Here is a 24379-nt window from a genome sequence, read left to right as displayed (position 1 = left end):
GCGAGTGACATCGCTCTCACACCGGCAAGCGTGATGAATAGAATATTTGATGCAGAAAGGTGCGATACGGCTACGCCGAACGCCCAGGCGGCGCGAGTCCGTCGCCCTTTCGGCCTCTTGGTCCGCCCATTCGGCGTCTTCGGGATGGTTTGCGCATGAAGGGTCGTGCAGATCGAATCCCTGCCCGGGAAGCACATGGCGGGCGCAGTATCAGGTCTATTGCGAATGTGAGCGTTCGAGAGCAAAAGGAGAGTGACAAATGAGTGGCAAGCCGCATGATGCAGGCCCCCCGCCGGTGCAACTCTGGACCCGTGACGGATTCCAGGGGGCCCTGTCGGTGGTGACCCGGCCGACCTACGCGCCTGATTATCTTTCCGTGCAGGGGCCGCACGCACCGCGGCGAGCCGTCCTTGAGCGCTTGACGCCTGACGATCAGGACGACCCTGAGGCGCTTCCGACCACCGTGGCGACTTCCAGGCTCGGCGTCAAACTGCATGTGTCGGGACGGCGCAAGCCCATGCCGTACGTGGTGCGCAATGTCGAAGCGGACGAGATTCATTTCGTCCAATCCGGCACGGTCCGGTTCGAAACGGACGTGGGCTGTCTCACGGCGACGGAAGGGGACTTCGTCTGCATTCCCCGAGCCGTCGCGTATCGCTATGCACCGACGGGCGATGCCATGCGAAGCATCATCGTCGAGAGTCCTGCGGCCCTGAAGCTCGCGCCGCCTGCGCCAAGTGGCCTGCTCAACGTTGCGCGGGATCTGAAGTTTGCCGATGTCGACTCCACCATGCCGGCGGGCGGCCCGACGCGGCTGGTGCTGAAAACCCTCGACCCCGAGAACACGGTCTTCACGATGCCGCATGATCCGCTTGCGCTTGGTGTGCGCTTGTCGGACTCCGTCCCGGTGTGGAAGCTGAATCTGGCCAATATCCAGGTGCATGCTTACCTGCCCGAGGGCGGTCCGCCCAGCCAGTTTCTGTCATCCAGCACGGGCGACCTTCTGATGTTCAACCTCAGCGCGCGTCCCGGCGGGCGGCCACCGGTTCACATCAACGCCGATTTCGACGAGGTGATCTGCTACGTACGAGGCCCGGGCGCCTGGGGCGGTTGTACGGAACCCGGCACGTTGACCTGTGTGCCAAAGGGGGTCATCCACCACGGGCCGTCGGAGGACGTTGCTGAAGGCTATCAGGCCTGGTTGCTGGAAACACGCGCGACGATGCGTTGGACACCGAAGGCCATTGCCGCTTCGGAGCTGATGGAGACGGGCCAATACAGACCGCATCCGAGTACGGCGAAGTGACCGCTGGCGCGTAGTGCGACTCGATCGTCAGGTTACGTTCCGGATTCCCAGGTGGATTGCGCTCGCGATCGGCTTCAATCCACTGACCCCAGCGGCGTGGCATCGATTTACTTCAGCCGCGACGATTCAATCAAGGAGACCAAAGTTGGAAGCGAAACTTCAGCAGCTACTGGATGAAGCGGAGATTCGCCGCGTTCATATCCGCTATTGCCGCGGCATTGATCGGATGGACTGGGATCTCGTGCGGTCGTGTTATCACCCGGATGCCATCGACAGGCACGGCGCGTACAACGGCGGTGTCGAAGGTTTTATCGACTGGGCAGCCGAGTTGTTGCCGAGCTTCGAATCGACGCAGCACTTCACCGGCAACCAGTATGTCGAGGTCCTCGGCGATGTGGCGTTTGCGGAACACTATGCGCAGGCAAGCCATCGTACGAAACCCGACGGCGACAAGCCTGCGATGGATTGGGTGGTAAACATTCGCTACGTGGACCGCATGGAGCGGCGAAACGGTGAATGGCGCATTGCCGATCGGGTGGTCGTGCTCGACTCCCAGCGATCGGACCCGGTTCCCGGAGATCTGGCACCGCTCGAAAATTTCACTGTCGGGCGCCGTGACAAGGAAGACCCGTCGTACAAATACCAGATCGTATGACGGGTGCGGCCGGCTGCTGTGGCCGGCTCCAGAGGGGAAACCTCTGAGATCAGGCGCTCAACGTTACTGCAGTTACCTAAAGGTTAGAGGAAGCAATGGAAGGAAAATATCGTGTTGGTATTGTCGGCCTAAGCCCAGGGCGCGGTTGGGCGGCGACAGCTCATATTCCGGCCCTGCGGGCGTTGTCCGGCGTCTTCGAGCTCGCCGGCGTAGCGAATACGAGCCTCGCGAGCGCGCAAGCAGCGGCCGACGCGTTCGGCATCCCGCGGGCATTCGAAAGTGCCGCTGCGCTGGCCGCATCGCCGGACATCGACATCGTCGTCGTCACCGTCAAGGTTCAGCACCACAAAGAAGTCGTCACGGCGGCCCTGCACGCGGGCAAGAGCGTGTACAGCGAATGGCCGCTTGGCAATGGACTCGAAGAAACCATCGCACTTGCCGAACTCGCGCGCGAGAAGAAGGCATTGGCCGTCGTTGGCGCACAGGCGATCGCCTCCCCCGAAGTGCAGTTCATGCGCAAGCTCGTCGCGGACGGCAAGATCGGCGATGTCCTGTCTTCGACGTACGTCGGATCGGGTTTCAGCTGGGGCGACGACATCCTGCAGGGTGACGCCTACGCCATGGACAACCGGAACGGCGCCACACTGCTTTCCGTGATCGGTGGGCACGCGATTTCGGCAATTGATGCCGTCCTCGGCGATATCGAACAGATCGGCGCGGTGCTCTCGCAACGCAGGCAAACCGTGCGCGTCATCGAGACGGGCGAAACCGTCGAGATGAAAACGCCCGACCACCTCATGGCGAACGCGATTCTGCGCTCCGGAGCGCCGCTGTCGTTGGAACTCCGCGGTGGCCTGCCGCGCGGGACGAAGCTGCTGTGGGAGATCAACGGAAGCGAAGGCGATCTGCGCGTCACCGCAAGGAATGAATATGTCCCGGCGGTCAACATCTCCCCCTTGCGTGTCGAGTTCGGACGCCAAGGCCAGAACGGCTACGAGGAACTCGACGTCCCGGATCCGTTCCCGATCGATGCCGACGATGCCGTTGCAGCGCGCAATGTCGCCGGCATTTACCGGCTGATCGCCGATGACCTGCGCCACGGCACCCGTAAGGCGCCCAGCTTCGATCACGCACGCGCACTTCACGAAGTGCTCTATGCAATCGAGCAGTCGAGTGAAACCGGCAATCGGATCGAGGTGCGCAAGTAGCAAGCGTGTGCGGCTCTCGTATGCGCTGCACACGCCCGTGAGGCGCGCAAACATGCGTGTGCAGCGTCCCATCCGGTCCATGATCGGCCGGGGCCGGGAGCTGAGTTCTGCAGGTAGGTTACAGGTGAAGGGTCAAAGGAGAGACGAGCGTGATAAGCAGATGATGGCTAGCGCAGGAAAGTCGTTATGCTCGATGGTAGAACATTGGCTTGCTTCCACCTCGATGGACATGGTGCATGTGGTCGAATTCAAGAACCAGCGCGCGACACGGCAATACTATGTGTGCGTCGAGGCACGCAGGGCCGCAGGAACCGCAGCAATGTTCTTCATTCGTCGCAAGGACGGACTCTGGTGTATTTCCCCGCCGAGCCGGGAGCGCTCGACCATGCGCGCGGTGTGAGCGCGACCGCGCGCCGGCCTTCTCCGCACACCTGTCAGCAATGACCCCACGCAATCGTCGTCGTACCAACGACCGGCCGGCGGCTAGTCGATCACGGAGTCGTCCTGAGACATCAGGGTCAGGTTGTCTTCGATCCGGTGCATGACTTTCCAGAAAACCCGGAGATCTTTCGCCGAGATGCCTTCGAGCGAAGCCGAAATCATCCCGGCGACCTCAGGCAGCAATTCGTCGACAAGGCGTCGTCCTTCATCCTGCAGGCTGACGTAGTACTTTCTTCTGTCCTTAGGGTCGCGCGTCCGTTGCACGAGATTGCGCTTTTCCATGCTATCGAGCGCCGGTACGGCCGTGGTCGATGCAATGCCTACCCGCTTGCTGAGTTCGAGCTGGTTCATCTCGCCACGTTCGGCCAGAACCCGAAGATAGAACCAGTGCGCAACCGAAACGCCCTCCTTGTCCAGCAGCTTCTGGCCTTGGGCGTCGTAGAGGCGGTACACCGTGCGTGCCATCCATGGCACGGTTCGACCGCGGTCGTCAAAAACGTCTGAGCGCTGACCACTCGCTGCATCCAGCCCTTCAGCCGTTTCGTGCACTGCATTTGAACTCGACTTTGACATTGGCCGTTCCTCAACTGGGGTCACACAGCCGGCAACGGACGGACCGGGCTGGGCGGCATGCCCGATGCGCTCGATCCAGGAATTCTCCGGTGCTTTTTGACTTTGTTTATCCCAAAACACATCATTCTACTTACATCGATCAAATATAGATTTATCTTTTGAAAGATAATCCGCTTCTTGAAAATCATACAACATCCCGCCAACGTTGATCGAACAGATCGTCGGAGCAGGATATTCAATAGTGCAGGAAGATTGAGACAGTCCAGCAGGGCCTAGGGCACGCCTGCCAGTCGAGGGCGCCTCCCGGTGGAGGACATTGAAACGATCCACGAACGGATCGCCGCAGGTGCGAAGGATGATTTGAGATCAAGCGAAGCCAACAGATTGGCTACGCCTTGCCGCGTAATTCGAGCGGGGACCATCACTTCTCGCCAGTTCAGGAACGGCGCGCGGCGATGCATCATGGCCTTGTCGGTGCCGTGATCCCGTGGCGTGGTCCACTCACCGCTATAAACCCGATCGCCAGCAGCATGTCGCCGTGGCAGGCAAACGCGACGCGTATAGCCTGCGCGAAGGAATGCCGCCGTCGAAACTCGCAATCAGTCAGTCTACGATCGTGTCGCCTTGTGCCATCTGAATCAGGTTCGTTTCGATCTGGTGCATGACCTTCCAGAAAACGCGCATGTCCTTCTGCGAGATTCCGTCGAGCGACCCCGAAATCATGTCAGTCAGATCGGGAAGCATTTCGTCGACAAGACGCTTGCCTTCGTCCTGTAGCACGACGAAATACTTTCGCCTGTCATTTGGATCGCGGACTCTCTTCACGAGGCCGCGCTTCTCCAGATAGTCGAGCGCGGGGACCGCAGTCGTCGACGCGATGCCTACGCGCTTACTGAGTTCGAGTTGATTGATCTCGCCGCGTTCGGCCAGCACACGAAGGTAGTACCAATACGCAATCGGAATGCTCTCCCTGTCGAGGAGCTTCTGCCCTTGGGCATCGTAGAGTCGGTGAACCGTTCGAGCGATCCACGGAATGGTTCTGCCACGATCATCGAAAACGTCTAGGGGTCTCTCCGCTGTTGCCTCTACTGACTTTGAAGCGCTCGCGGCTGCCTTGACTGCAGATGGATTAGATTTGGGCATTCACTCATTCCTCGCCATGGGATCGAGCCATCGGTCGGTATTATCTGTTCAAAATGGATTCAAAACGCAGCGAAATCATACAACAGGATTAGCGCGGCCTCTACGGACGGCGAGGCGAGGAACGGCATAGGGCCGCGATCATGGCTTCGGTTGCAGCAAGCGGCACGCCTGCATGTGCTGAGAGTTCCGCGGAAGACTGCCCGCCCACGCTTGACAGGACGGCCGCATCAGGCGGCCAGGAGCATCAAATGGCGAGGAATCCCCCATCGACCGCCAGTTCGGCTCCCGTCACGAAGGATGCTTTGTCCGAAAGAAGCCAGACGGCGGCGGCAGCAATCTCCTCCGGAACGCCAATTCTTCCCAGTGGATGACTGGCCCGAACCTTCTCGATCAAATCGGCAAATTGCGGATCGGACACCAGCGCCTGAACCATTGGCGTGTCCACCGCACCTGGGAGGATGGCGTTGACTCGGATATGCTTGTCACCGTAGTCGACTGCTGCGCCTTTTGTCACCCCCAAAACACCGCCCTTGGAGCCACAGTAGTCTGCCGCACTGCGCATCGCCACGCGGCCCAGCGTGGACGAAGTATTGACGATGGAGCCGCCACCCGTTAGCAGCATGGCGCGTATCTCGTGCTTCATGCAAAAGAACACACCGTCGTAATTGACTGACTGAATTCGGCGCCATTGCTCGGCAGTCAGTTCGTGCAGCAGGACGTTCGTCTGAGAAAGACCCGCATTGTTGAATGCGCCATCGAGCCGCCCATACTTGCTCAATGCCGCAGCCACGAGTGCTTCGACCTGTTCTTCATCGGCGACGTTCGTTGCCAGAAAGAATGCGTCACCGCCTGCGCGCCGAATTGCCGAGACCGTCTCCTCTCCCGCCGCAACACCAATATCGGCAACCACTACGCGCGCCCCGGCCACGGAGCACGCCAGCGCCGCCGCTCGCCCGATACCCGAGCCACCACCGGTGACGATGACGGTCTTCCCTTCAAGTTCGAGATTCATTTCTGCGCCCCTGAGATCAACGCTCGAACAGTGGGGAAATATCAACGTAGATGCGGCATTCATCGATCAACTTGTCCTGCAACTTCCAGATCGTCACGGCCGGAATCGTCAGCGTCGATCCATCCTTGCGCGTGTAAGTCACGGATATCTGGGAAACGATGACATCCTCGAACGCCCATACATTGACGAGGTGATGTTTGATGCCCGCAAGCAGCTTCAGAAAATTCTGTGAAGCCGCAGCGGCGTTTGCGCGACCGATGACAGGATCGCTATTCGCATAGACGAATGTACAGTTCTCAGTCAGACAGTTCGCGAACCCCTGCTCGTTCATCGAATCAATCGCTTCATAAACCTTTGAAACAAACTCGATTGCTGCTTTGGGTGGTTGAGTAACTGACATCGTGAGTCGCCTCCTTTGTGATGATTGGGTCCATCACCGCTGCCGATGTGAAACATCGCCTGCGCGAAGCGCACCGCGTGCGCCACAGCTTGTCGGCCGATGGGTAAATTCGTCATTCCTGGCCACGCGCCAATCCGGGCGCCAACGTGACCTCAGCAATCACGATCGAAACGACGCTCGCACTTTACGCCGCGGGCAATCTCAGGCCTGACGTAATAGCGAGCGGCGATGCACTTCTGATGCAATCGCGCCCTTTCAAGCCCGGTTTCGATCGCTTGACCAATATAGATCTACACAAAATGATACGCTATCGCTTCGTTCTATATCAAATTGATATTTCGGAGAGAATATGAGATTTCGCACGAAGTCCGCAAGGGGTGCATTCCCTTCCGTGGCCGAACGATTCCAGCAAACTATTGCATCCGCCGGTTGAATCCGCAGCCCGATCTCTGCCTCACGCCGCATCGTGAAGTTCGCACTGCATCTACCCGACTACCCGTTTGGGTGGTGCGCACCCCCTGTCCTTCTGTCATTGTGAACCCGTCGTCACCACGCTACCGGCCAAGGATAGGTCAGGAATCGACGACGCGAGGCACAAGTAGGTCGTATCGCAAATGGCAGGAGACTTGAAATGGAAACTACATCTGCAAGCGGAAATCCTTTGATGGATCTCTCGGACAATCTGGCAGACATTGTCGAGCGAGTCGGGCGGAGCATCGTGGCAATACACGGACGGCATCGCATGCCGTCAAGTGGGGTAATCTGGCGACATGGCGTCGTCGTGACGGCTGCGCACACGATCAGGCGTGAGGACGGTATCGAAGTCACATTGACGGATGGCCGTACGGTCACCGCAGTCCTCGCGGGCCTGGACTGGTGCACCGACCTGGGCGTGCTGAAACTGGACGGCGTGGACCTGGACCCAATCGATTCTGGCGATGCCCGCTCACTGAAGCCGGGTCATCTTGCGCTCGCCGTCGCGCGTGCAGACGAGCTCGGCACCAGCGCTGATTTTGGCGTGATCGGCAGCACAGGGGGTCCTTGGCGCACGGGGAGAGGCGGACAGCTCGATGCGTTCGTGCGGCTGGACGGCGGTCTGCGCCCAGGTTTCTCCGGGGCGGCTCTCGCGGATATGCGCGGGCAGGTCATGGGCATCTGCACATCGGCGCTTGTGCGCGGTGCTGGCATGGTGATTCCCGCGATGACCGTGGAGCGCGTCACCGATGAACTGCTGGCTAAAGGGCGCGTCGCACGGGGCTACCTCGGCGTCGGCGCGCAGCAGGTCAGCCTGCTGGATGCGTGGGTCAACGAAATGAACCTGCCGTTCAGTAGCGGTTTGCTGATCAATTCGCTTGCGCCGGGCGGTCCTGCGCAACAGGCGGGCGTGCTGATAGGCGATGTGCTGATCGAACTGGACGGCAAGCCTTGCCGCGACATGGACGACGTGTACGCCGCGCTGGGCTCCGCAAGCATTGGACAGCAGTTGCAAATCGCGTTGATCCGAGGTGGCGAACGCCACGTGAGTTCGGTAACAGTGAGCGAACGCCCCCGGCGGAATTCGTGCAGGTGAGGTCCGGGAAGCGGCGAAATGTCGGATGGACAGAGGGTACATATGGGGCCGGTGCGGGTCGCGGTGATTGCGGCATCGTCGCAGGTGCGTGCAAGCCTGCAAATGCTTGTCGAGGCGAACCCGGCACTTGGGTTCGTGGGTAGCGCAGCCGACGCCGAAACGCTCGTCGATTGCCTGGCCGGTTCGGTGCCGGATGTCGTCGTGGCCGACATCGAGCCGGATGCGAGCGACCCGCTCAAGACGCTATTCGCACTCGGGCACGTGCTACCGGCGCTCGTCCTGTTGAGCGATGACCCGGACAACGACGGGATCCTCGATGTTCTGCCGGCCGATGCGGCGGCGATCCTGCCTCGCAACGCGATGCCTGGCGAAATCGTCGCGTCCATCGAAGCCGTCGCCGCGGGCCTTTGCGTGCTATCGCCCGACATCCTCGCAAGGCTGCTAGCCGGACGAAAACCGTCGCGCCAGACGGCATCCGGCGAACCGTTCGAAGCTTTGACGTTACGCGAGATCGAAGTGCTAGCGATGCTCGCCGACGGACTCGGCAACAAGGAGATCGCGCGGCAACTCGACATCTCCGACAACACGGTGAAATTCCACCTCTCCTCCATCTTCGGTAAACTCGGCGCGACCAATCGCACCGAAGCGGTGATGCTCGGTATGCGGTACGGATTGGTCATGGTGTAGACACGACGAGCCTGCCACCCGCATTAACATTGGCCACGGCTCTTGCGACCTCGACCCGTCAGCCAACTTCCGTCATCGACCCAATCCCGTTGTCCGCGCCCCATCGGCCGAGACAGTGACGTTCGCCAATGAAGTGCATCTGGCGGGGTCGTTCAACCTCAAGACCGCGCCGAACGCCGAGGGCTTCTTCGTCGGGGACTATCAAGGGTTGGCCGCGATCGGCTCGTGGTTCGTGCCGTTTTTCGTGTAAACGAACTCGGGGGATCTTGGCAATCGCACGGACGTATTCGCTCAGCCATAACAGTATGCGAGGGAGCGCTTGGCGCGCAGGTCAGCGCTGCTCCCCGACGCGGAAACACAGCCAATGCGTTGGCGCCGCCCCTTACCCCCGCGCAGAACTCGACACGCACTCGGACGAGAAGCGCAGGCCGTACGCATCTTCCCAGCGCCACAACTCGACGGAAGACTGTTCCATTCGGGCGGAGAGGCCCCCGGCAATTCGGAATGCCGCCACACTTGTTACTCCCGACGTTCGATTTCCAGTGCCAGACTATCTCACGGCGAACAACCCGCGATGAGCCGCGAACGGATGGCGCCGGAATTCGCCCTAATCAGGAGATTGCAAAAGCCATGACTACATCAACCGAGAACGGACGGAAAGACGGACAAGCCGCCATGCGCACACCACTGGTCGTGTCGCCGCAGGCCTGGGAGGCGGCACGCGAGCAGCTACTCGTGAAGGAAAAGGCCCAGACCCGCGCCCGTGACGCGCTGGCCGCCGAACGCCGGCGCATGCCGTGGATGGCCGTGGAGCGGACGTATGCGTTCGAGGGACCCGCAGGCAGAGCCAGCCTGCTCGACCTGTTCGACGGTCGGCGTCAGTTGATTGTCTACCGCGCCTTCTTCGAACCGGGCGTGTTCGGCTGGCCCGAGCAGGCCTGCCGGGGCTGCTCGATGGTGGCCGACCAGGTCGCCCATCTCGCCCACCTGAACGCCCGTGACACCACTCTCGTCTTCGTCGCGCGTGCGCCTCAGGCGGACATCGCACGGCTGAAGGCGCGCATGGGTTGGACGATGCCCTGGTTCACCCTCACGGACAGCTTCGACGCCGACTTCGGCGTGAAGGACTGGCACGGCACCAACGTGTTCTATCGCGACGGCGAGCAGGTGTTTCGCACCTACTTCATCAACAACCGCGGCGACGAGCAGATGGGGGGCACCTGGAACTACCTCGATATCACGCCCCTGGGCCGGCAGGAGGTCTGGGAGGACTCGCCCGAGGGCTATCCCCAGAGCCCGCCCTACAAGTGGTGGAACTGGCACGACAGCTACGTCGCCGACGCGGCGCCCGACAGGAAGTGGGTCGAGGTGTCGGATGCCGGAGAAGCGGCGTTCCGGAACCAGCAGGCGGGCACGCAGCCATGAGCGAGGCAGGATTCTGTGGATTCGATGGGCGGCGACGATTGTGGGTCTGAGGGTCGGTGATCGGCCGTGGCGTGAAACGAAAAGGCCTTATGGACGTACATCCATAAGGCCTTGATTTATCTGGTCGGGGCGAGAGGATTTGAACCTCCGCCCGCCTGCACCCCATGTCGCTGCGCATCGAAACGAAATCACTGGATTGCGTGCCTTTGTCTAACTTGCTGACTAAAAAACGTGCCAGTTCTGGTGCGGGTGTGCGGTCGATTTTCCGTTTAAAGTCAGACAGCTCGTGACGGGCCCGCAGCGGCTGGCTCGCCGTTCATTCCGCCGGGAGCGCCCCGTGATGCGAGGGGCGATTGCTCAAAGCTCGCACGCTATCGGCAATTCGGCCTCGGCTCAGCGGCCGAGGAAGGTAACGGGTTCCGGTTCCACGCCCCGCTTCATTGCCTCGACGCGCGCCGTGCGTCCGCGCCGCGCGTCTTCCGTATTGTGCAGGGGCATCGTGAGATCGAGCACAACCTGGTCCGCGCCCGCCACGCCGCCCGCCGACCAGGCTTTCAGCAGCGCACGAATGGCCCCATACGAGCGCGTGGGACCTTGAGAAAGCCGTATCGCCAGATCCAATGCAGTTGTTTCCACATCGGCTTCCGGGGCCACGAACGCGGCGATACCCAACTCGCCAGCGGTGGTGCCTGACATCTCCTCGCTTAGCATGACGTAGCGTGCCGCGCGCGCCGGTCCCGCACGTTCCGCGATCCGTTGCACGCCTCCGCAAACGGGTGCGGTGCCGACTGACGGCTCGATGCAGCGGAACGATGCGTTATCCGCAGCCACGATGAAGTCACACGCGAGCGTGAGTTCGAACGCGCCGCCCCAAGCCCGGCCGCGCACAGCACAAACGGTCGGAATCTGCAGCGCCTCGATCTTGCGATATGAATGATGCATATCGCTGATGAACGTGCGCCAGGCGTTGAATTCCTTGTCGATGAAGTCGAGGATGTCGCCACCCTGGCTGAAGTTCGGGCCTTCTGCCCGGATGAGGAGGACGCGGATTTCCGATTCGCTGGCCTCCTGGATGGCCTCGCTCAGGCGTTCGGAGAACTCGGTGGCGATGAGATTGAGCGGCGGGCTCCCCAGCACGATGTGGCCAACGGAATCATGACGCTCGAAACGGACGGATTTCATTTGGGGTTTCCTTTAGTGTGTGACGTGGGTGAAAGGGTTCATTGCCCGGACTCGGTGTCATTCCAAACACGGCGCCCGCCAGGCGAGCGATCGTTACCCGTTCAGAACTGATGGCGCATACCCACCATGACACCGGTTTGATCCACGCCGGGCAATGGCGACGAGGCGGGCGGGATCACGCCGCCATCAATCGTGAACGCTGCATCGCGCTGATTGAACACATGCCCTGCGGTGATGTAGACGGAACTGCGTTTGGACAACAAGTACGTCGCGCGCGCTGCGATCAAGGAGGCTCCCGCGGAACTCCCACCGTTCACCGATATATGGCCGAACTGGGCATCAAGGACAACTTGTGGCAGGGGGACATAGGTTCCGCCAAGCCACCAGTAGTTACTGACCGCGTCGGAAAGAGTCGGCGTCTGCACTCCGTGATTGATCCGATGGAGGAATCCCGCACCGATCGTCGAGGGACCGAACTTGACGTAGCCGTCGATGACGGCGCGCGTGTCGGTTTGCGAGCTGCTGGGCAGCGGCGAACCGGTGCCTCCGCCGCCGTAGTTGCGATCGAAGGCCGCCGCGACGCCCCATGTCGCCGCGTCATACTTCACCATTGCGGACATCGACTTGCAGGCTCGCCAGTCCGTTGGCGACTGGCCGGCACACCCGCCGGCCTCCGCCGGATCCACCGCGTCACGCCCGAGCGAATACGTCGCGCCCACGGTCAGACCGGATGTAGTGAACGAATACGCGATCGCGTTGTCGAGTCGCGGCTGGGCCAGGTAGGGATCCAGATCGGCGGCCGCATAAATGTTCGGCCCCATCGTGTCGCCCGTCATAGCCCAATATATCTGCGAATATTGGCGGCCGAGGGTCAGCGTCCCCCACTGCCCCGAAAGCCCGACATAGGCTTGTCGGCCGAACAGACGGCCACCCTGGTTCAGCGTGCCCTGCGACGGAGCGAAACCTGACTCCAGGACGAAGACGGCGCTGAGGCCGTTCCCCAGGTCCTCTTTGCCGCGCAGCCCCCACCGCGACGGTATCGATCCCGTGAGCGTCGGCACGCGCACGACGCTGGACTTTTTAGCGCCCACGTTATTCACCCACTCGACGCCCGTATCGATGATCCCGTACAGGGTGACAGAGCTCTGTGCGTGCGATGCGCCCGACGCGCATGCCGCAAGCGACGCGAGTCCCCAACAGATCGCCTTGCGCAACGGAAACGTGCGGCCGGATAACTTCGACGTCGAACTCATAGATCTCCTCCGATATGGTCAATCATTATCATCTTCCGTGGAAGATACGCGAATCATCTTCCACGTCAATTGATTTCAAACTTCGGAGTTTCCCTGAGTCCGGCTCATTTTTCGCGTACCGAGACCGAATTTCTCACGATAAATCAGGCATTTCGCACCGTACACGACAATTCATCACACTTTTACCCGATCAGCGTTTTCCCTATCTCGACATCATCATCTTCGATATATATCTTCCATGGAAGGCATTTAATCGACAAGCTTGACTGATTGGACCTACGTTGAAAATGAATACATCGGAAACAAGTTTCGTCTGGGACGATGACTACGCGCTCGGGCATCTGTCGATGGACGACACGCATCGCGAGTTTGTCGAGTGTGTCGACGCACTGCTCACGACGACGGACGACAAGCTCGCGGCCGCGCTCGAAGCCTTTGCCGGGCACGCACTGCGCCACTTCGGCGAGGAGGACGACGCGATGCGCGAGACAGCCTATGGGTCGGCCGGCTGTCATATCGACGAGCATGCGGCCGTGCTCCGGTCGCTCGACGAGGTGCGCAGCGCGCTGGCCGAAGGCCGGCCCCAGGTCGTTCGCTCGTTTGCCCGCGCGCTGATCGATTGGTTTCCCGAGCACGTGCGCGTCATGGACCAGGGTCTCGCGCGCTGGCTCATTCAGCGGCAACTGGGTGCAGCCCCGGTCGTCATTCGGCGTCGTCTGAACAGTGCCGCCTGACACGCTCCTCTTCTATCAGGATGTCATCATGGAAACGTCAAAGCCCCCTATCAGCATCAACGCCACGTTGCAGGTCAGCGTCTCGGTGAGGACGTGGCTGGCCGACGATATCGTCGGCTATGAATTCACGCCGTTGTCGGATACGCCGTTGCCCGACTTCGAAGCCGGCGCGCATATCGACGTGCATCTGCCCGGCGGGCTGGTACGCCAATACTCGCTGTACGACCTGCCGACAGAACGCCCGCGCTACCGCATCGGCGTGCTGCGCGATCCTCAATCCCGCGGCGGATCCGTGGCGCTTCACGACAGCGTGAACGCGGGCGATACGCTCACGATCAGCGTCCCGCGCAATCACTTTGCACTACATAGTGGTCCTGAACGGTCGATCCTGTTCGCGGGCGGCATCGGCATCACGCCGATCATCTGCATGGCCCAGCAGTTGGCGCACGAGGGCCGCCCGTTCGACATGCACTACTGCGGCCGTTCCCTGTCGCGCATGGCGCTTGTCGACCGTGCGCAACAGATGTCGCTCGGAGACGAAGCGCAGGTGCATGTGCACGCCGACGACGGTCCGCCCGAGCAGCAACTGAACGCGCGAGCCGCGATCGGTGCGCCGTCTGCCGACAAGCGCCTGTACGTCTGCGGGCCAACGGGCTTCATGGATCACATCCTGCAAACCGCGCGCGAACTCGGTTGGGAAGAAACGCATCTGCACCGCGAATATTTCGCGGGCGCGCCGATCGAGCCGTCGGACGAAGACGGTCCGTTAGAAATCGAAATTCACAGCAGCGGCGAAGTGATCGAGGTGGCTGCCGATCAAAGCGTCGCGCATGCGCTTCTGGACGCCGGATTCGACCTGCCGCTGTCGTGCGAGCAGGGGGTCTGCGGCACCTGCATGACCAGGGTGCTGGCAGGCGTGCCCGACCATCGGGACCTTTACCTGACCGACGACGAGCGCACGCGCAACGATTGCTTCATGCCGTGCTGTTCGCGCGCGAAGACGTCGCGACTGCTGCTCGACCTCTGACGCCACCCTTCACTCTCCGCCGACATCCGCAACCAGGGGATTCATATGTTGACCAAGCAGGACAACGAAATGATGTGCCGTACCAGTGCAGGCACCGCGATGGGCAATGCGATGCGCCGCTTTTGGCTGCCCGTGATCCAGTCGTCGGATATGCCGCAGCCGAACGCCGACCCGAAAACGATCGAGCTGCTCGGGCAGCGGTTCGTGGTCTGGCGCGACCAGCAAGGCCGGCCCGGGCTCTACGACGAGGGCTGCCTGCATCGGGGCGCGTCGATGCAACTGGCCCGTGCGGACGGCGACGGTCTGCGCTGCATCTACCACGGCTGGAAATTCGCGGTGGACGGGACGGTGCTCGAGACGCCGAACGTCGCCGACCCGAAATTCAAGGACCGCATCAAGGCGCGGACCTATCCGGTGCGTGAGGCGGGTGGCCTGATTTGGGCCTATCTGGGTCCGCAGGGCAAGGAACCGCCGTTCCCGCACCGGGCATTCATGGACCAGCCGGATTCCCATCGCATCAACGTCTGCGCGATCGTCAACTGCAACTTCGTGCAGGTGATCGAGGGGCTCGTCGACTCGTCGCATCTGACCGTGCTTCACAGCTCCGCGCTGGCCCAGACCAGTAGCTCCGATCTGGACTACGCGGGAAAGATCACGCACATGCAATTCGATGCGGCCCCGACAATCGAGGCGGAAGAGACGGACTTCGGCTTTCACTACGCGGCGATCCGCCAGAGCGGCGAGAGCCGTATCGCTCGCGTCACGTCGTTCATCGCGCCATGCTTCATCGCCAATGCGAACGGCGACGTGTGGCTTGCCGCGGTCCCCATCGACGACGAGCGCTGCTACTTCTTTCACGTGTGGTGGGATGCCGAAAAGCCCGTCGGCGAAGAGCCACTGCGCAGCGCGCAGCTCACCTTCGTCGGCCTCGACGAGCCGACGCTCCGCAAATACGGCATGACGCTCGACACATGCGACTCGCCGGCGGCCATGTCGTTCGTCAACGGCTACCGCCAGGATCGCCAGTTGCAACGCACCGGCCACTTCACCGGGTTCGACAGCATCACCCAGGAAGACGCCGCGTGCAGCATTTCGAGCGGCCCGATCCGCGACCGGTCGCAGGAAATGTTGACGAGCGCGGACCTCGCGATCAGCCGCCTGCATCGCACCCTGCTCGCCTGTGCCCGCGCCGAACGGGATCAGCAGGACATCCCGGCGCTGCACGCGGACGCGGGCGGTGCAGTCGGCAGATCCGGCGAGATTGGCCCCCACGAAGACTGGCGACAGCTGGTTCCGCACCATCGGATCATTTCGTCCGCCGGCGCCCGCACCCAGCGCAACCGATAACTTAGCTTGAGACAGGAGTTCCGATATGTTGAGCCAAAAAGACAATGAAATGATTTGCCGCGTCGGCCCGGGTACGCCTGGCGGCGCGTTGATGCGACGTTTCTGGCATCCGGTGTGCACGTCAGCGCAATTGCCGCATCCAGACTGCGCGCCGTTGCGCGTTCGTCTGCTCGGCGAGAACTATGTCGCGTTCCGGGACACCGACGGCAACGTCGGCTTCCTGGAGGAGCTGTGCATGCACCGCGGCGCGTCGCTCGCGCTTGGCCGCGTCGAGGAAGGCGGCATTCGCTGCCTGTATCACGGCTGGAAGTTCAGCGCGTCGGGCGACGTGATGGAAACGCCGAACCATGCGGATCCCAAGTACGCCTCACGGCTAAAGGCGCCGTCATTTCCCGCGCGCGAGGCCGGCGGCATCGTATGGGCGTACGTCGGGCCGAAGGAACTGCTGCCGGCGTTCTCGCGTTACGCGTTCATGGACGCGGAACCGAGCCACCGCGTCGTGCTGCGCATCAACGTCTCGTGCAACTATCTGCAACTGGTCGAAGGCGGCGAGGACAGCTCGCACGTCGGCGTGCTGCACACCAACATGGCACGCCCCGGCTGGAAAGAGAACGAGTTCACGCCCAACCCCGACGTGGTCAATCCCGCCGCGCTGGCCTCCAACGACCTGGAGCCGGCGCTGAAAATCGAGGATACGGCGTTCGGCTTCCACTACGTCGCGCTGCGCAAGACGACCGACGCGAAGGTCCGCAACGCGCGCGTGGTCCCGTTCATCGTGCCGTACGGCCGCATCATCCCTGCTCCGGCGTTCCAGTTCACGGTCCTCGAGGTGCCCGAAGACGATACGCACACGAGCACTTACATCGTCGTTCACGGAGACGTGCCGGTGACCGAAGAGAAAATCATCGAGTTGCTCGGCCTGAATGACCCCAAGTACTATGACCGCAAGAATTGCACTTTCACGGCCAGCTGGGCGGATTCGTTCGGCCAGAACCGCGAGCTGATGAAGGAGAACTGGACCGGACTGCGCGGCGTCGAGGTGGAGGACGCGACGATCGGACTGTCCCAAGGCCCCCTCTACGATCGTTCGCGCGAGCACCTGGTGCCCGCGGACCAGGCCGTCGTGCGTGTGCGCCGCGTGCTGCTGGAATCGATCAAGCGCGTCATGGAGAACCAGCAGCCCCCGGCACTCGGCCTCGATTTGCGCGGCGTGAGCGCCTGCGACCGGGAACTCGAGGAAGGAACGGCCTGGCAGGATCTGCTGCCGGCGCATCGCAAAGCGATCGAAGCCTAAGGAGAATAGTCATGACCATCAATCAAACTCACAGCAACACGCCGGACTACCTGTCTCTTTTGCGGCTCGACGGCCGGGGTTTCGTGGTACTCGGCGCCGGTCAAGGTATCGGCGAGCAGACAGTCCATGCGCTTGCACAGGCCGGCGCGCGCGTGCTCTGCGTCGACCGCGACGAGCAGCTCGCCCACAACATCGCCGCAGCCGTGGACGGGATTGCCTGCGTGGCGGACGCGACCTCGCGCGAGGACATGCAGCGCGTGTTCGACACGGCGCGCAAGCAGTTCGGCCGCATCCACGGCGTTGTCGACATCATCGGCGTCGCGGGCATCAAGCCGCTGGCCGCCGTCGACGATGCGTCGTGGGACCAGCAATTCGACATCGTCGTGCGCCATGCGTACCTCGCGATTCAGATCGGCGGCGAGATGATGAAGGCCGATGGCGGCGGCACCTTCGCGTTCGTCGGCTCGCTCGCCGGCGATCGCGCAGTGCCGAACGAGGTCGCCTATGCGGCGTCGAAGGCGGCGCTGCATCACCTCGTGCGCACCGCGGGCGTCGAGTATGCGCCGCACAACGTGCGCATCAATGCGGTGTCACCGGGTTTCGTCCGCACACCGCGACTGAATCAGCGTCTGGATGAAGCGACGTGGACGAGAGTCGGCGCCGCGATCCCGATTGGACGGGCGGCCACGCCAGCGGAAATCGCGGGCCACCTGCTGTTTCTGGCGTCCGACCTGAGCGCCCATATGGCCGGCGAAATCGTCACCGTCGATGGCGGCCTCAGCGTGCTGGCCGCGATTCCCAGCATCACGTTCGCGCCCTCGGCAACCCCGACTCCTTGAGATTCACGATGTCTTCTTCCTCTCAAAGCCAGATCCACCCGTCGCTTCGTGCGATCGCCGCGGCGGCCGCGGCGCAACCGAGCATGGCGCAGGTGAGCCCCGCAGAAGCGCGCGCCGGCGTCGCCGCGCGCACGGCTGCACGCGCACCCGGCCCGCGCATCGACAAAGTTTTCGATCTCGCCGTTCCAGGCCCTGGCCGCGGCATCCCGGTGCGCGTCTATCATCCCGAAGGCGCTGCCGGGGTGACGATGGCAATTCACGGCGGCGGATGGCTGATGGGCAATCTCGACAGCTTCGACTCGGTGTGCCGGCATCTGGCCAACGATTCCGGGCTGGCCGTGATCAGCGTCGACTACCGGCTCGCCCCCGAGCATCCGTTCCCCGCGGCGCTGGAGGACGTGTGGGCGGCGACCCGCTGGGTCGCCGAGCACGGTCATGAGCATGGGCTTCCGTCGTCGCGCCTGACAGTGTTCGGCGAATCGGCGGGGGGCAATCTCGCCGCCGTCGTGTGCCTGCTCGCACGCGAGCACGCGAGCACGCGCATCCTCGCGCAGGCGCTGGTCTATCCCGCGACGGACGCTCGACAGCAACGCGCATCGATGTCGGCTTACGCGGAAGGCTTCATGCAACGCACAGCCGACGTCGCGTACGCGTTTCGCACGTATGCGCTCGATCACGGCGTGCCGCCGACGACGTGGAAACTCTCGCCGTTTCTCGCGGACGACCATTCGCGCTTGCCACCGGCCCTCGTGATCACCGCCGAGTGCGACGTTCTGTGCGACGACGGTGAGGCCTATGCGCAAAAACTGGCCGAAGCGGGTGTCCCGACGACCAGCGTGCGGTACGCGGGCATGCTGCACACGTTTTACGGCATGCGGGGTGAGGTTGGCGCCGCCGCGCTGGCCCAGCGTCAGGTGGCCGATATGCTGAGCGCAGCGGTGCGGGCAGCCTGACCATGCCGATCAGGCACCCGCGCGACGCGCGGTGCCATCGCGATCGTTCGACTCACCGAGACCCCGAGGCGGTTCGCGCCGGCGACGCCCGATGCGTGCGCGTCGGGGAATTACGTACAATAGTTGGCGGCCCGCCCGCTACCTATGGGCGGCCCACCCACTACCATCGGCCGAGATCGCATGAATCGCAAGGAAGTCAACAAGATGAGCACTGCCGCCACCAAGCAACCCGCGCGTCCCCGAGCCAGCAAGAAGGCGCCAACGGCTCCGGGGGAATCCGCGAGGAAGCCCAATCGTCCCGGCAGCAGCCACATCGAGTTCATTTCCTTGCAGTGGCAACGCGAACATAGCGATCTCGACCTGTCGAACTTCCTGCTCGCGATCTACTTCATGAGCCTGGGCACGCTCGTCGAACAGGCCTTTGACAAAATGTGCCAGCGTCTCGGCGGGATCAGCGGATCTGACATGCGCGTGCTGCTCGCGCTGCGCCGCAGCGGTCATCCGTACGCGAAGCGCCCAACCGACCTGTATCGGGCGCTGCTCGTGACCTCGGGCGCGATCACCAAGAAGATCGACCGACTGGCCAGTCTCGGCCTGGTGGAACGGCAGGCCGATCCAAGCCACGGCGGCGGGTTCATCGTGCACCTGACGAGGAAAGGCCTCGACCTCGTCGAGAAGGCGATCGTGAAGCTCGCGGAGGAATCGTCGATCGCACCGGCGATGGCGCATTTTTCCGAGGAAGAGCGCGCCGCCGGCAATGCCTTTTGCTTGCGCACGCTGGCGTTGATGGAAGAGTTGGTGCTCCCCGGACTCGAAGAGCCCGAGCACGCAACGCCGCAATCACGGACCAAGGATGCGCGGCCCACGACCCGCAGCCGCGGATAGTCGAACCAGCGCGAGCCCGCGTTATCGCTGCGTGGCGTCATACCCGTCAATCCATTCCGCACGATGCATGGTCGTTTCAGGGTTACGCAGCCCGTGCAGCCTGAAGCCAGGTTGCGCTTCACGCGCGCCCAAGGTGAATGAGGATGCAGGTGATCCCAGGCAGCCTCGCCGTCCAGAAACGCCTGACCACTCCGGACAAGGACAACTAAGCAGGCGCTAGTGGTTTGGGTCTTCTATGACTGAAGGCCCCAAGGGCGGCAATGCTGGGCCTGTCAGCGCTGGGCGATGACCACGTGCGCCTGGATCTTGCCGTCGACCGGTCCCGTGCCGAATCGCTCAGCGATCGCAGTTGCGCACGCTGACGTAGCGTTCTCCGTACCTGCGCCAGACCGGGCCTCAATCTCACCGCGCAAGGGCGTTCCCTGGCAATAGGCGACGGCTGGCACGCGAGCCGATGCCGCGCGGCTACGCGCCGCAATCGTCTCGAAGCGTGGCGCCGCGCTGAAGCCCGCATCCGCGAGGTCGCGTGAAATCACTTGCGGGTCGAAATAGCCGTGCGGCGTGCGCACCATGAAAAGTGGCGGGTCCGCAGGGAAGAGACCCGCCAGCGCCGCCGTAACGGTATCGGCAAACTCGTTTTCCTCGATGCGATCCCAGACGTTGAACAACAGCACGCCGCCGCGCCGAAGTACGCGCCGAGCTTCGGAAAACGCGCGCGCTTTGTCCGGAAAGAACATGACCCCGAACTGGCAGACGACGATGTCGAAACTCGCATCGTCGAAAGGCAGCCGGGTCGCGTCCGCCTGTTGCCACTTTACCGGCCTTGGAGTGCCGATTGCGGCCGCACGATCCAGCATCGGCTGATTCAGGTCGGTCGCAACCAGGTCGACATGCATGGGCAACGCATACGCCATCGCGCGGGTCACTACGCCAGTGCCGGCTGCGGTCTCAAGCACGCGCGACGGATGTTGCACAGCTACTCTCTTCGCGAGATCTGCGGCGTACGGTTCGAAGATCAGCGGAACAAGGTGACTGTCATAGAGCTCGGGGATCGAGCCGGCGAAGCGAGTGTCGGTAGCAAAGCTGTCCATGCGCCTCCTTCTTGCTCTTGCGGCAATCTTAGGCACAGCGGGACAAATTGAACAGTCATGTTGCGAAGGTCTGCTCTGTCGCACTTCGGGCGCGAGCCTGGGTCCGCTTTCAAAAGATCGTTCGGAGTCCGTCAATCCTCCGTGGCAAACACTACCCTTCGTTCTTCACGTGAAGACCCAATTCCTGCACGGCATCTGTTTAGTTAGGCTGATGAATACATGAGTGTTTGGGTCCTGAACCGGTTGCTCAATAGAAAACGCCTGTTTCAAGGCGACGCAATATTTCCCCCGACCAGCCGAGGTCATCGCTCGCAATCTCGAGTTCCTCGCGCTTGTGCGCGCAGTGTTTGTTCTGTTGGGTGACCGCACACAGAGGCTCAAAAAAAGTTGTCGACAGACTGACATCTGCCGCTCCTCATCGAGCTGTGGTAACCCTCGTGGTCGGGAAAATATTGTTTATTTTCCGATGGTTAGCATCACTCGGAGGGCGCGCGAATCAGGCTTGGCATAACCCGTGCACGTGTCGCTGCGGGCACGACCGGTCTGTTGCTACCGCGACGGCGTCGGCAGCATTGCTCAGCTCCCGAGAAATGTGTTGTTCGTTGAGCTTCTTTGTTAGCGCGCGGCACGGCCCCACACATCGTCCCATCACCGTTGACCATAGCGCGCCGCAACGGACTTGATCCGGCTGCATTCGAACGCTCAACAAGCATATTGGAGTCGTCATGAAAGCGAAATCTCTCGCCGTTCTGTTAGTCGCAAGCTGCGCATCGTTGGCGGCCCCCGCGTTCGCGGGCGGTGACGGGCAGACTTCCCTCTATCGCGCCGATGTCGGTTCGCCAGTATCGCATCGCGGTCACGCCGTTCAAACGAAGGCCGCGGTAAAAGCCCACGGCAGCGCGGTTGACGGGAGCCGCAGTGGCGTCGGCGGTGCGGAATCGGGCAAGTCGCAATCTGGCCGGCGTGCCCCCGCTGATAGCATCGACCCAATGTATCGCGGTGGTTGATGAGTCTGTTCGCGCAGCGCCAGTTCGCTGGTACTCCGCGACTGAACCGCTGCTTCTCGCCGATCGGGGCTCATGTCTTGACGGTGACGTTCCGATGAACAGTGTGCTTCGAGCGAATGGTTTCCGCACCTGAACATTGGGGTCTTCCGGTACGCTAGTCGCCCAAAACGGTGTGGCTCCGTGCGGCGGCCGCGTGCATCCTAACGAAGATCGGCAATTACATCGTCACCAAGCCGAGCGTTACTATGCGGCGGCACTCGGTATGCGCGCACTGCCGCTGTGCAATATGACTTCGATCCGTCGCATTGAGCGAAGCCACGCAACGAAGGTAACTGACGGCAACAACGGTCGCGGCGACGAAACATCGCTTCGTTCGCGACTCACGCACGCCCGAGGACTTCCGCCCCTCTCCGGCCATTCGAGCTGGTGCGCGGTCAGCGGCTGTTTCGAATTGACCGAGCAGCCGCAGTATCGCTGGCGAGACCTCACCGCAGATCCGAACGCGTGCACGATTCAATTCGATCTCACAGACGCGCCCCGGGGACAACAAGTTGGTTTCGTGGCTCGCGGGTGTCGCCTCCGAGGACTCCGCGGCAACGCTCACCGGCAGCATTCGGGAACTCGCCGGATGATCGCCCTGCGCAACGGGCGCCCGCCTGAATACGGGTTTTCCCTTAATCGTGCAAGCGGCTTTGTTAGTAGCGGAATGTTGGCTATCTTTGACTCACGATCTGCCAAACCGAACAAGAGAGGCAATCATGAAAGCATGCAACGTTGTGAATCTGCTCATCGTCGTGGGATGCGTGACGCTGACGTCGAATGTCTACGCGCAAACCAGCAACGCCATGCCGATGGCGTCGAGTCCGGCTGCAAGTTCAGGCAAGGCGACGGCAGCGGACAAGATGCTGGCTCGCGATGTACGCAAGGCGCTATCGAAAGCGCCCAACTTCAACGTGTCGAACGTATTCGTCAAGGCGCGCGGAGGTGTCGTGACACTATCCGGCAGCGTGCCGGACGGTCCTCAGATCCAGCAGGCCGCGGACGTGGCGAAGGGCGTGCCGGGTGTAACGTCGGTGAGTAACCATCTGTCGCTCTATACGAAAGGGTATTAACCCTTCAACGCGGCGCCTGGAACAACATGAAGCGGTGATCAAGCTACCCGGTTCAGAAACCCTTATGAAGGTGATGCGGCGTGATACCCGCACGCGGTTGTAGAGCCTTTGCAATATGTGCGGCTGTGATTAGAGGTTTGTGTTCCCGCAATTCACACGCCGCGACCTGCGCCGAGACTGGTCTCGTCAATTCCCTGTGGCCAGGCGTTTTGACACGTTCTGGCCCGAACGCGGCCGGACGCGCTATATCCCCCACCTCAGCGACGGCGTATGCACCGGACTATCCCAATGCCGCGTCATGTCGTCGTTCATCACACACACGGTGATCGACGCACCGGCCATTTCCAGCGAGGTCGTCAGCGAACCGACCTGCACGCGCGCGATCTTCAGGTCGCGCTGTTGCAGCCATAAGCGCGTGGAATTGAACAACAGATACAGTTCGCCGAGCGGCGTGCCACCTAGCCCATTGATCAGGACCAGCAATTCCGAGCCAGTCCGCGGTTTCAGATCGGCGACGATCGCCGTCAGCAGTTCTCCCGCAATCGCGTCGGCCGCGGCAAAACGCGCGCGCCGCCGCCCCGGCTCGCCATGAATTCCGACACCGACTTCGATTTCATCGTCGCCGATCTTGAACGTCAATGTGCCCGCTGCGGGCACCGTGCAGCTCGAGAACGCAACGCCCATCGACGCCGTATTCTTGTTGATGCGGTCGCCGAACGCCTTGCATTGTTCGAGGTCCGCGCCGCTTTCGGCAAGGCTGCCCACCAGTTTCTCGACGATCACGGCACCCGCCACACCGCGTCGGCCCGTCGTGTAACTGGAGTTTTCGACGGCGACGTCGTCGTTGATCAACACCATTGCATTCGGTACTTCCGACATCTCCGACGCCATTTCGAAGTTCATCAGATCGCCGGAATAGTTCTTTACGATGAAGAGCGTCCCCGCGCCGGTATCGACGGCCTTCGCGGCAGCCATCATCTGATCGGGCGTTGGCGAAGTGAAAACCTGGCCAGGGCACGCCGCATCGAGCATCCCGTAGCCGACAAAGCCGCTATGCAAAGGCTCGTGTCCCGAGCCGCCGCCTGAGACCAGCGCAACCTTGCCCGGCTTCAGTGTCTTGCGCCGCACGAATACCGGTTCCTGATTGAGCACGACAAGATCGCTATGCGCGGCGGCGAATCCGGCGAGGCTCTCGGTCAAAAAGTCGTCGACGTGATTGATAAATTTCTTCATGG

Annotated in this window: 23 protein-coding genes and 1 pseudogene; 16 read left to right on the top strand and 8 right to left on the bottom strand. The window is 61.9% G+C overall.

Translation table 11 applies throughout. The features are described from left to right. Positions 1–259: 259 nt before the first annotated feature. The 4 genes from FVF58_RS39800 to FVF58_RS39785 all read left to right on the top strand — a co-directional run bounded on the left by FVF58_RS39800 (position 260) and on the right by FVF58_RS39785 (position 3569). A complete protein-coding gene (locus FVF58_RS39800; protein WP_149675146.1) occupies positions 260–1306 on the top strand; it encodes a homogentisate 1,2-dioxygenase in 1047 nt (348 codons plus the stop codon). Between the two features lie 145 nt (positions 1307–1451). Then, positions 1452–1961, top strand: coding sequence for a nuclear transport factor 2 family protein (locus FVF58_RS39795; protein ID WP_149675145.1), 510 nt, complete (start codon positions 1452–1454; stop codon positions 1959–1961). Positions 1962–2056: 95 nt separating this feature from the next. Further along, complete coding sequence (locus FVF58_RS39790) at positions 2057–3169, top strand: Gfo/Idh/MocA family protein (protein ID WP_149675144.1); 1113 nt, start codon at positions 2057–2059, stop codon at positions 3167–3169. A gap of 193 nt (positions 3170–3362) precedes the next feature. Next, positions 3363–3569 carry a hypothetical protein gene (locus FVF58_RS39785; RefSeq protein ID WP_246217411.1) on the top strand — a complete coding sequence of 69 codons (207 nt, stop codon included), beginning with the start codon at positions 3363–3365 and terminating at the stop codon, positions 3567–3569. 83 nt (positions 3570–3652) lie between these two features. Here the strand turns inward: FVF58_RS39785 and FVF58_RS39780 are convergent, their stop codons facing one another. The 4 genes from FVF58_RS39780 to FVF58_RS39765 all read right to left on the bottom strand — a co-directional run bounded on the left by FVF58_RS39780 (position 3653) and on the right by FVF58_RS39765 (position 6738). Beyond that, the gene (locus FVF58_RS39780) at positions 3653–4303 is read right to left on the bottom strand and encodes a MarR family winged helix-turn-helix transcriptional regulator (RefSeq protein ID WP_246217410.1); all 651 of its coding nucleotides are present in this window, start codon (positions 4301–4303) and stop codon (positions 3653–3655) included. Positions 4304–4786: 483 nt separating this feature from the next. Beyond that, complete coding sequence (locus FVF58_RS39775; protein WP_149675142.1) at positions 4787–5326, bottom strand: MarR family winged helix-turn-helix transcriptional regulator; 540 nt, start codon at positions 5324–5326, stop codon at positions 4787–4789. A 244-nt stretch (positions 5327–5570) separates the two neighbouring features. Continuing rightward, entirely contained in the window at positions 5571–6338 is a 768-nt protein-coding gene (locus FVF58_RS39770; protein ID WP_149675141.1) for an SDR family NAD(P)-dependent oxidoreductase, read from the bottom strand. Positions 6339–6354: 16 nt separating this feature from the next. Further along, positions 6355–6738 carry a nuclear transport factor 2 family protein gene (locus FVF58_RS39765; protein WP_149675140.1) on the bottom strand — a complete coding sequence of 128 codons (384 nt, stop codon included), beginning with the start codon at positions 6736–6738 and terminating at the stop codon, positions 6355–6357. Between the two features lie 664 nt (positions 6739–7402). On the opposite strand from FVF58_RS39765, the gene FVF58_RS39760 reads away from it, so the two are divergent. The 4 genes and pseudogenes from FVF58_RS39760 (at position 7403) to FVF58_RS39745 (ending at position 10420) form a co-directional block, all read left to right on the top strand. After that, positions 7403–8308: a S1C family serine protease gene (locus FVF58_RS39760; RefSeq protein ID WP_149675181.1), complete on the top strand. Its 906-nt coding sequence runs from the start codon at positions 7403–7405 to the stop codon at positions 8306–8308. An 18-nt stretch (positions 8309–8326) separates the two neighbouring features. Next, on the top strand, positions 8327–8995 hold the full coding sequence (locus FVF58_RS39755) for a response regulator transcription factor (protein ID WP_149675139.1): 669 nt from the start codon (positions 8327–8329) through the stop codon (positions 8993–8995). Positions 8996–9113: 118 nt separating this feature from the next. Further along, positions 9114–9245, top strand: a pseudogene (locus FVF58_RS54340) (exo-alpha-sialidase); the annotation flags it as partial. Positions 9246–9625: 380 nt separating this feature from the next. Continuing rightward, on the top strand, positions 9626–10420 hold the full coding sequence (locus FVF58_RS39745) for a DUF899 domain-containing protein (RefSeq protein ID WP_149675138.1): 795 nt from the start codon (positions 9626–9628) through the stop codon (positions 10418–10420). A gap of 393 nt (positions 10421–10813) precedes the next feature. Here the strand turns inward: FVF58_RS39745 and FVF58_RS39740 are convergent, their stop codons facing one another. Continuing rightward, positions 10814–11602 (bottom strand): enoyl-CoA hydratase/isomerase family protein, encoded by a 789-nt coding sequence (locus FVF58_RS39740; protein WP_149675137.1) that lies wholly within the window; start codon positions 11600–11602, stop codon positions 10814–10816. Between the two features lie 101 nt (positions 11603–11703). Then, entirely contained in the window at positions 11704–12855 is a 1152-nt protein-coding gene (locus tag FVF58_RS39735; RefSeq protein ID WP_149675136.1) for a porin, read from the bottom strand. A gap of 287 nt (positions 12856–13142) precedes the next feature. Between FVF58_RS39735 and FVF58_RS39730 the strand changes: the two genes are divergently transcribed. The 7 genes from FVF58_RS39730 to FVF58_RS39700 all read left to right on the top strand — a co-directional run bounded on the left by FVF58_RS39730 (position 13143) and on the right by FVF58_RS39700 (position 19934). Further along, positions 13143–13589 (top strand): bacteriohemerythrin, encoded by a 447-nt coding sequence (locus tag FVF58_RS39730; RefSeq protein ID WP_149675135.1) that lies wholly within the window; start codon positions 13143–13145, stop codon positions 13587–13589. Between the two features lie 28 nt (positions 13590–13617). Further along, on the top strand, positions 13618–14616 hold the full coding sequence (locus tag FVF58_RS39725) for a PDR/VanB family oxidoreductase (RefSeq protein WP_149675134.1): 999 nt from the start codon (positions 13618–13620) through the stop codon (positions 14614–14616). A gap of 45 nt (positions 14617–14661) precedes the next feature. Continuing rightward, positions 14662–15963 (top strand): Rieske 2Fe-2S domain-containing protein, encoded by a 1302-nt coding sequence (locus FVF58_RS39720; protein WP_149675133.1) that lies wholly within the window; start codon positions 14662–14664, stop codon positions 15961–15963. A 25-nt stretch (positions 15964–15988) separates the two neighbouring features. After that, positions 15989–17257 (top strand): Rieske 2Fe-2S domain-containing protein, encoded by a 1269-nt coding sequence (locus FVF58_RS39715; RefSeq protein WP_149675132.1) that lies wholly within the window; start codon positions 15989–15991, stop codon positions 17255–17257. A gap of 11 nt (positions 17258–17268) precedes the next feature. Further along, positions 17269–18096, top strand: a complete 828-nt coding sequence (locus FVF58_RS39710; protein ID WP_149675131.1) for an SDR family NAD(P)-dependent oxidoreductase — start codon at positions 17269–17271, stop codon at positions 18094–18096. Between the two features lie 8 nt (positions 18097–18104). Beyond that, entirely contained in the window at positions 18105–19049 is a 945-nt protein-coding gene (locus FVF58_RS39705; RefSeq protein WP_246217408.1) for an alpha/beta hydrolase, read from the top strand. A 180-nt stretch (positions 19050–19229) separates the two neighbouring features. Further along, the gene (locus tag FVF58_RS39700; protein ID WP_246217407.1) at positions 19230–19934 is read left to right on the top strand and encodes a MarR family winged helix-turn-helix transcriptional regulator; all 705 of its coding nucleotides are present in this window, start codon (positions 19230–19232) and stop codon (positions 19932–19934) included. Positions 19935–20206: 272 nt separating this feature from the next. Here FVF58_RS39700 and FVF58_RS39695 read toward each other — a convergent pair whose 3' ends face one another. After that, positions 20207–21025 (bottom strand): class I SAM-dependent methyltransferase, encoded by an 819-nt coding sequence (locus FVF58_RS39695; RefSeq protein ID WP_149675130.1) that lies wholly within the window; start codon positions 21023–21025, stop codon positions 20207–20209. A gap of 1765 nt (positions 21026–22790) precedes the next feature. Here FVF58_RS39695 and FVF58_RS39685 point away from each other — a divergent pair. Continuing rightward, on the top strand, positions 22791–23144 hold the full coding sequence (locus FVF58_RS39685; protein ID WP_149675128.1) for a BON domain-containing protein: 354 nt from the start codon (positions 22791–22793) through the stop codon (positions 23142–23144). Between the two features lie 243 nt (positions 23145–23387). Here FVF58_RS39685 and dhaK read toward each other — a convergent pair whose 3' ends face one another. Beyond that, positions 23388–24377 carry a dihydroxyacetone kinase subunit DhaK gene (dhaK, locus tag FVF58_RS39680; protein ID WP_149675127.1) on the bottom strand — a complete coding sequence of 330 codons (990 nt, stop codon included), beginning with the start codon at positions 24375–24377 and terminating at the stop codon, positions 23388–23390. Positions 24378–24379: the final 2 nt, after the last annotated feature.

Source organism: Paraburkholderia panacisoli, assembly GCF_008369935.1.
Taxonomy (GTDB): Bacteria; Pseudomonadota; Gammaproteobacteria; order Burkholderiales; family Burkholderiaceae; genus Paraburkholderia; species Paraburkholderia panacisoli.
Note: the sequence above shows the minus strand (reverse complement) of the source record. Positions and strands in the feature narration are given on the sequence as shown.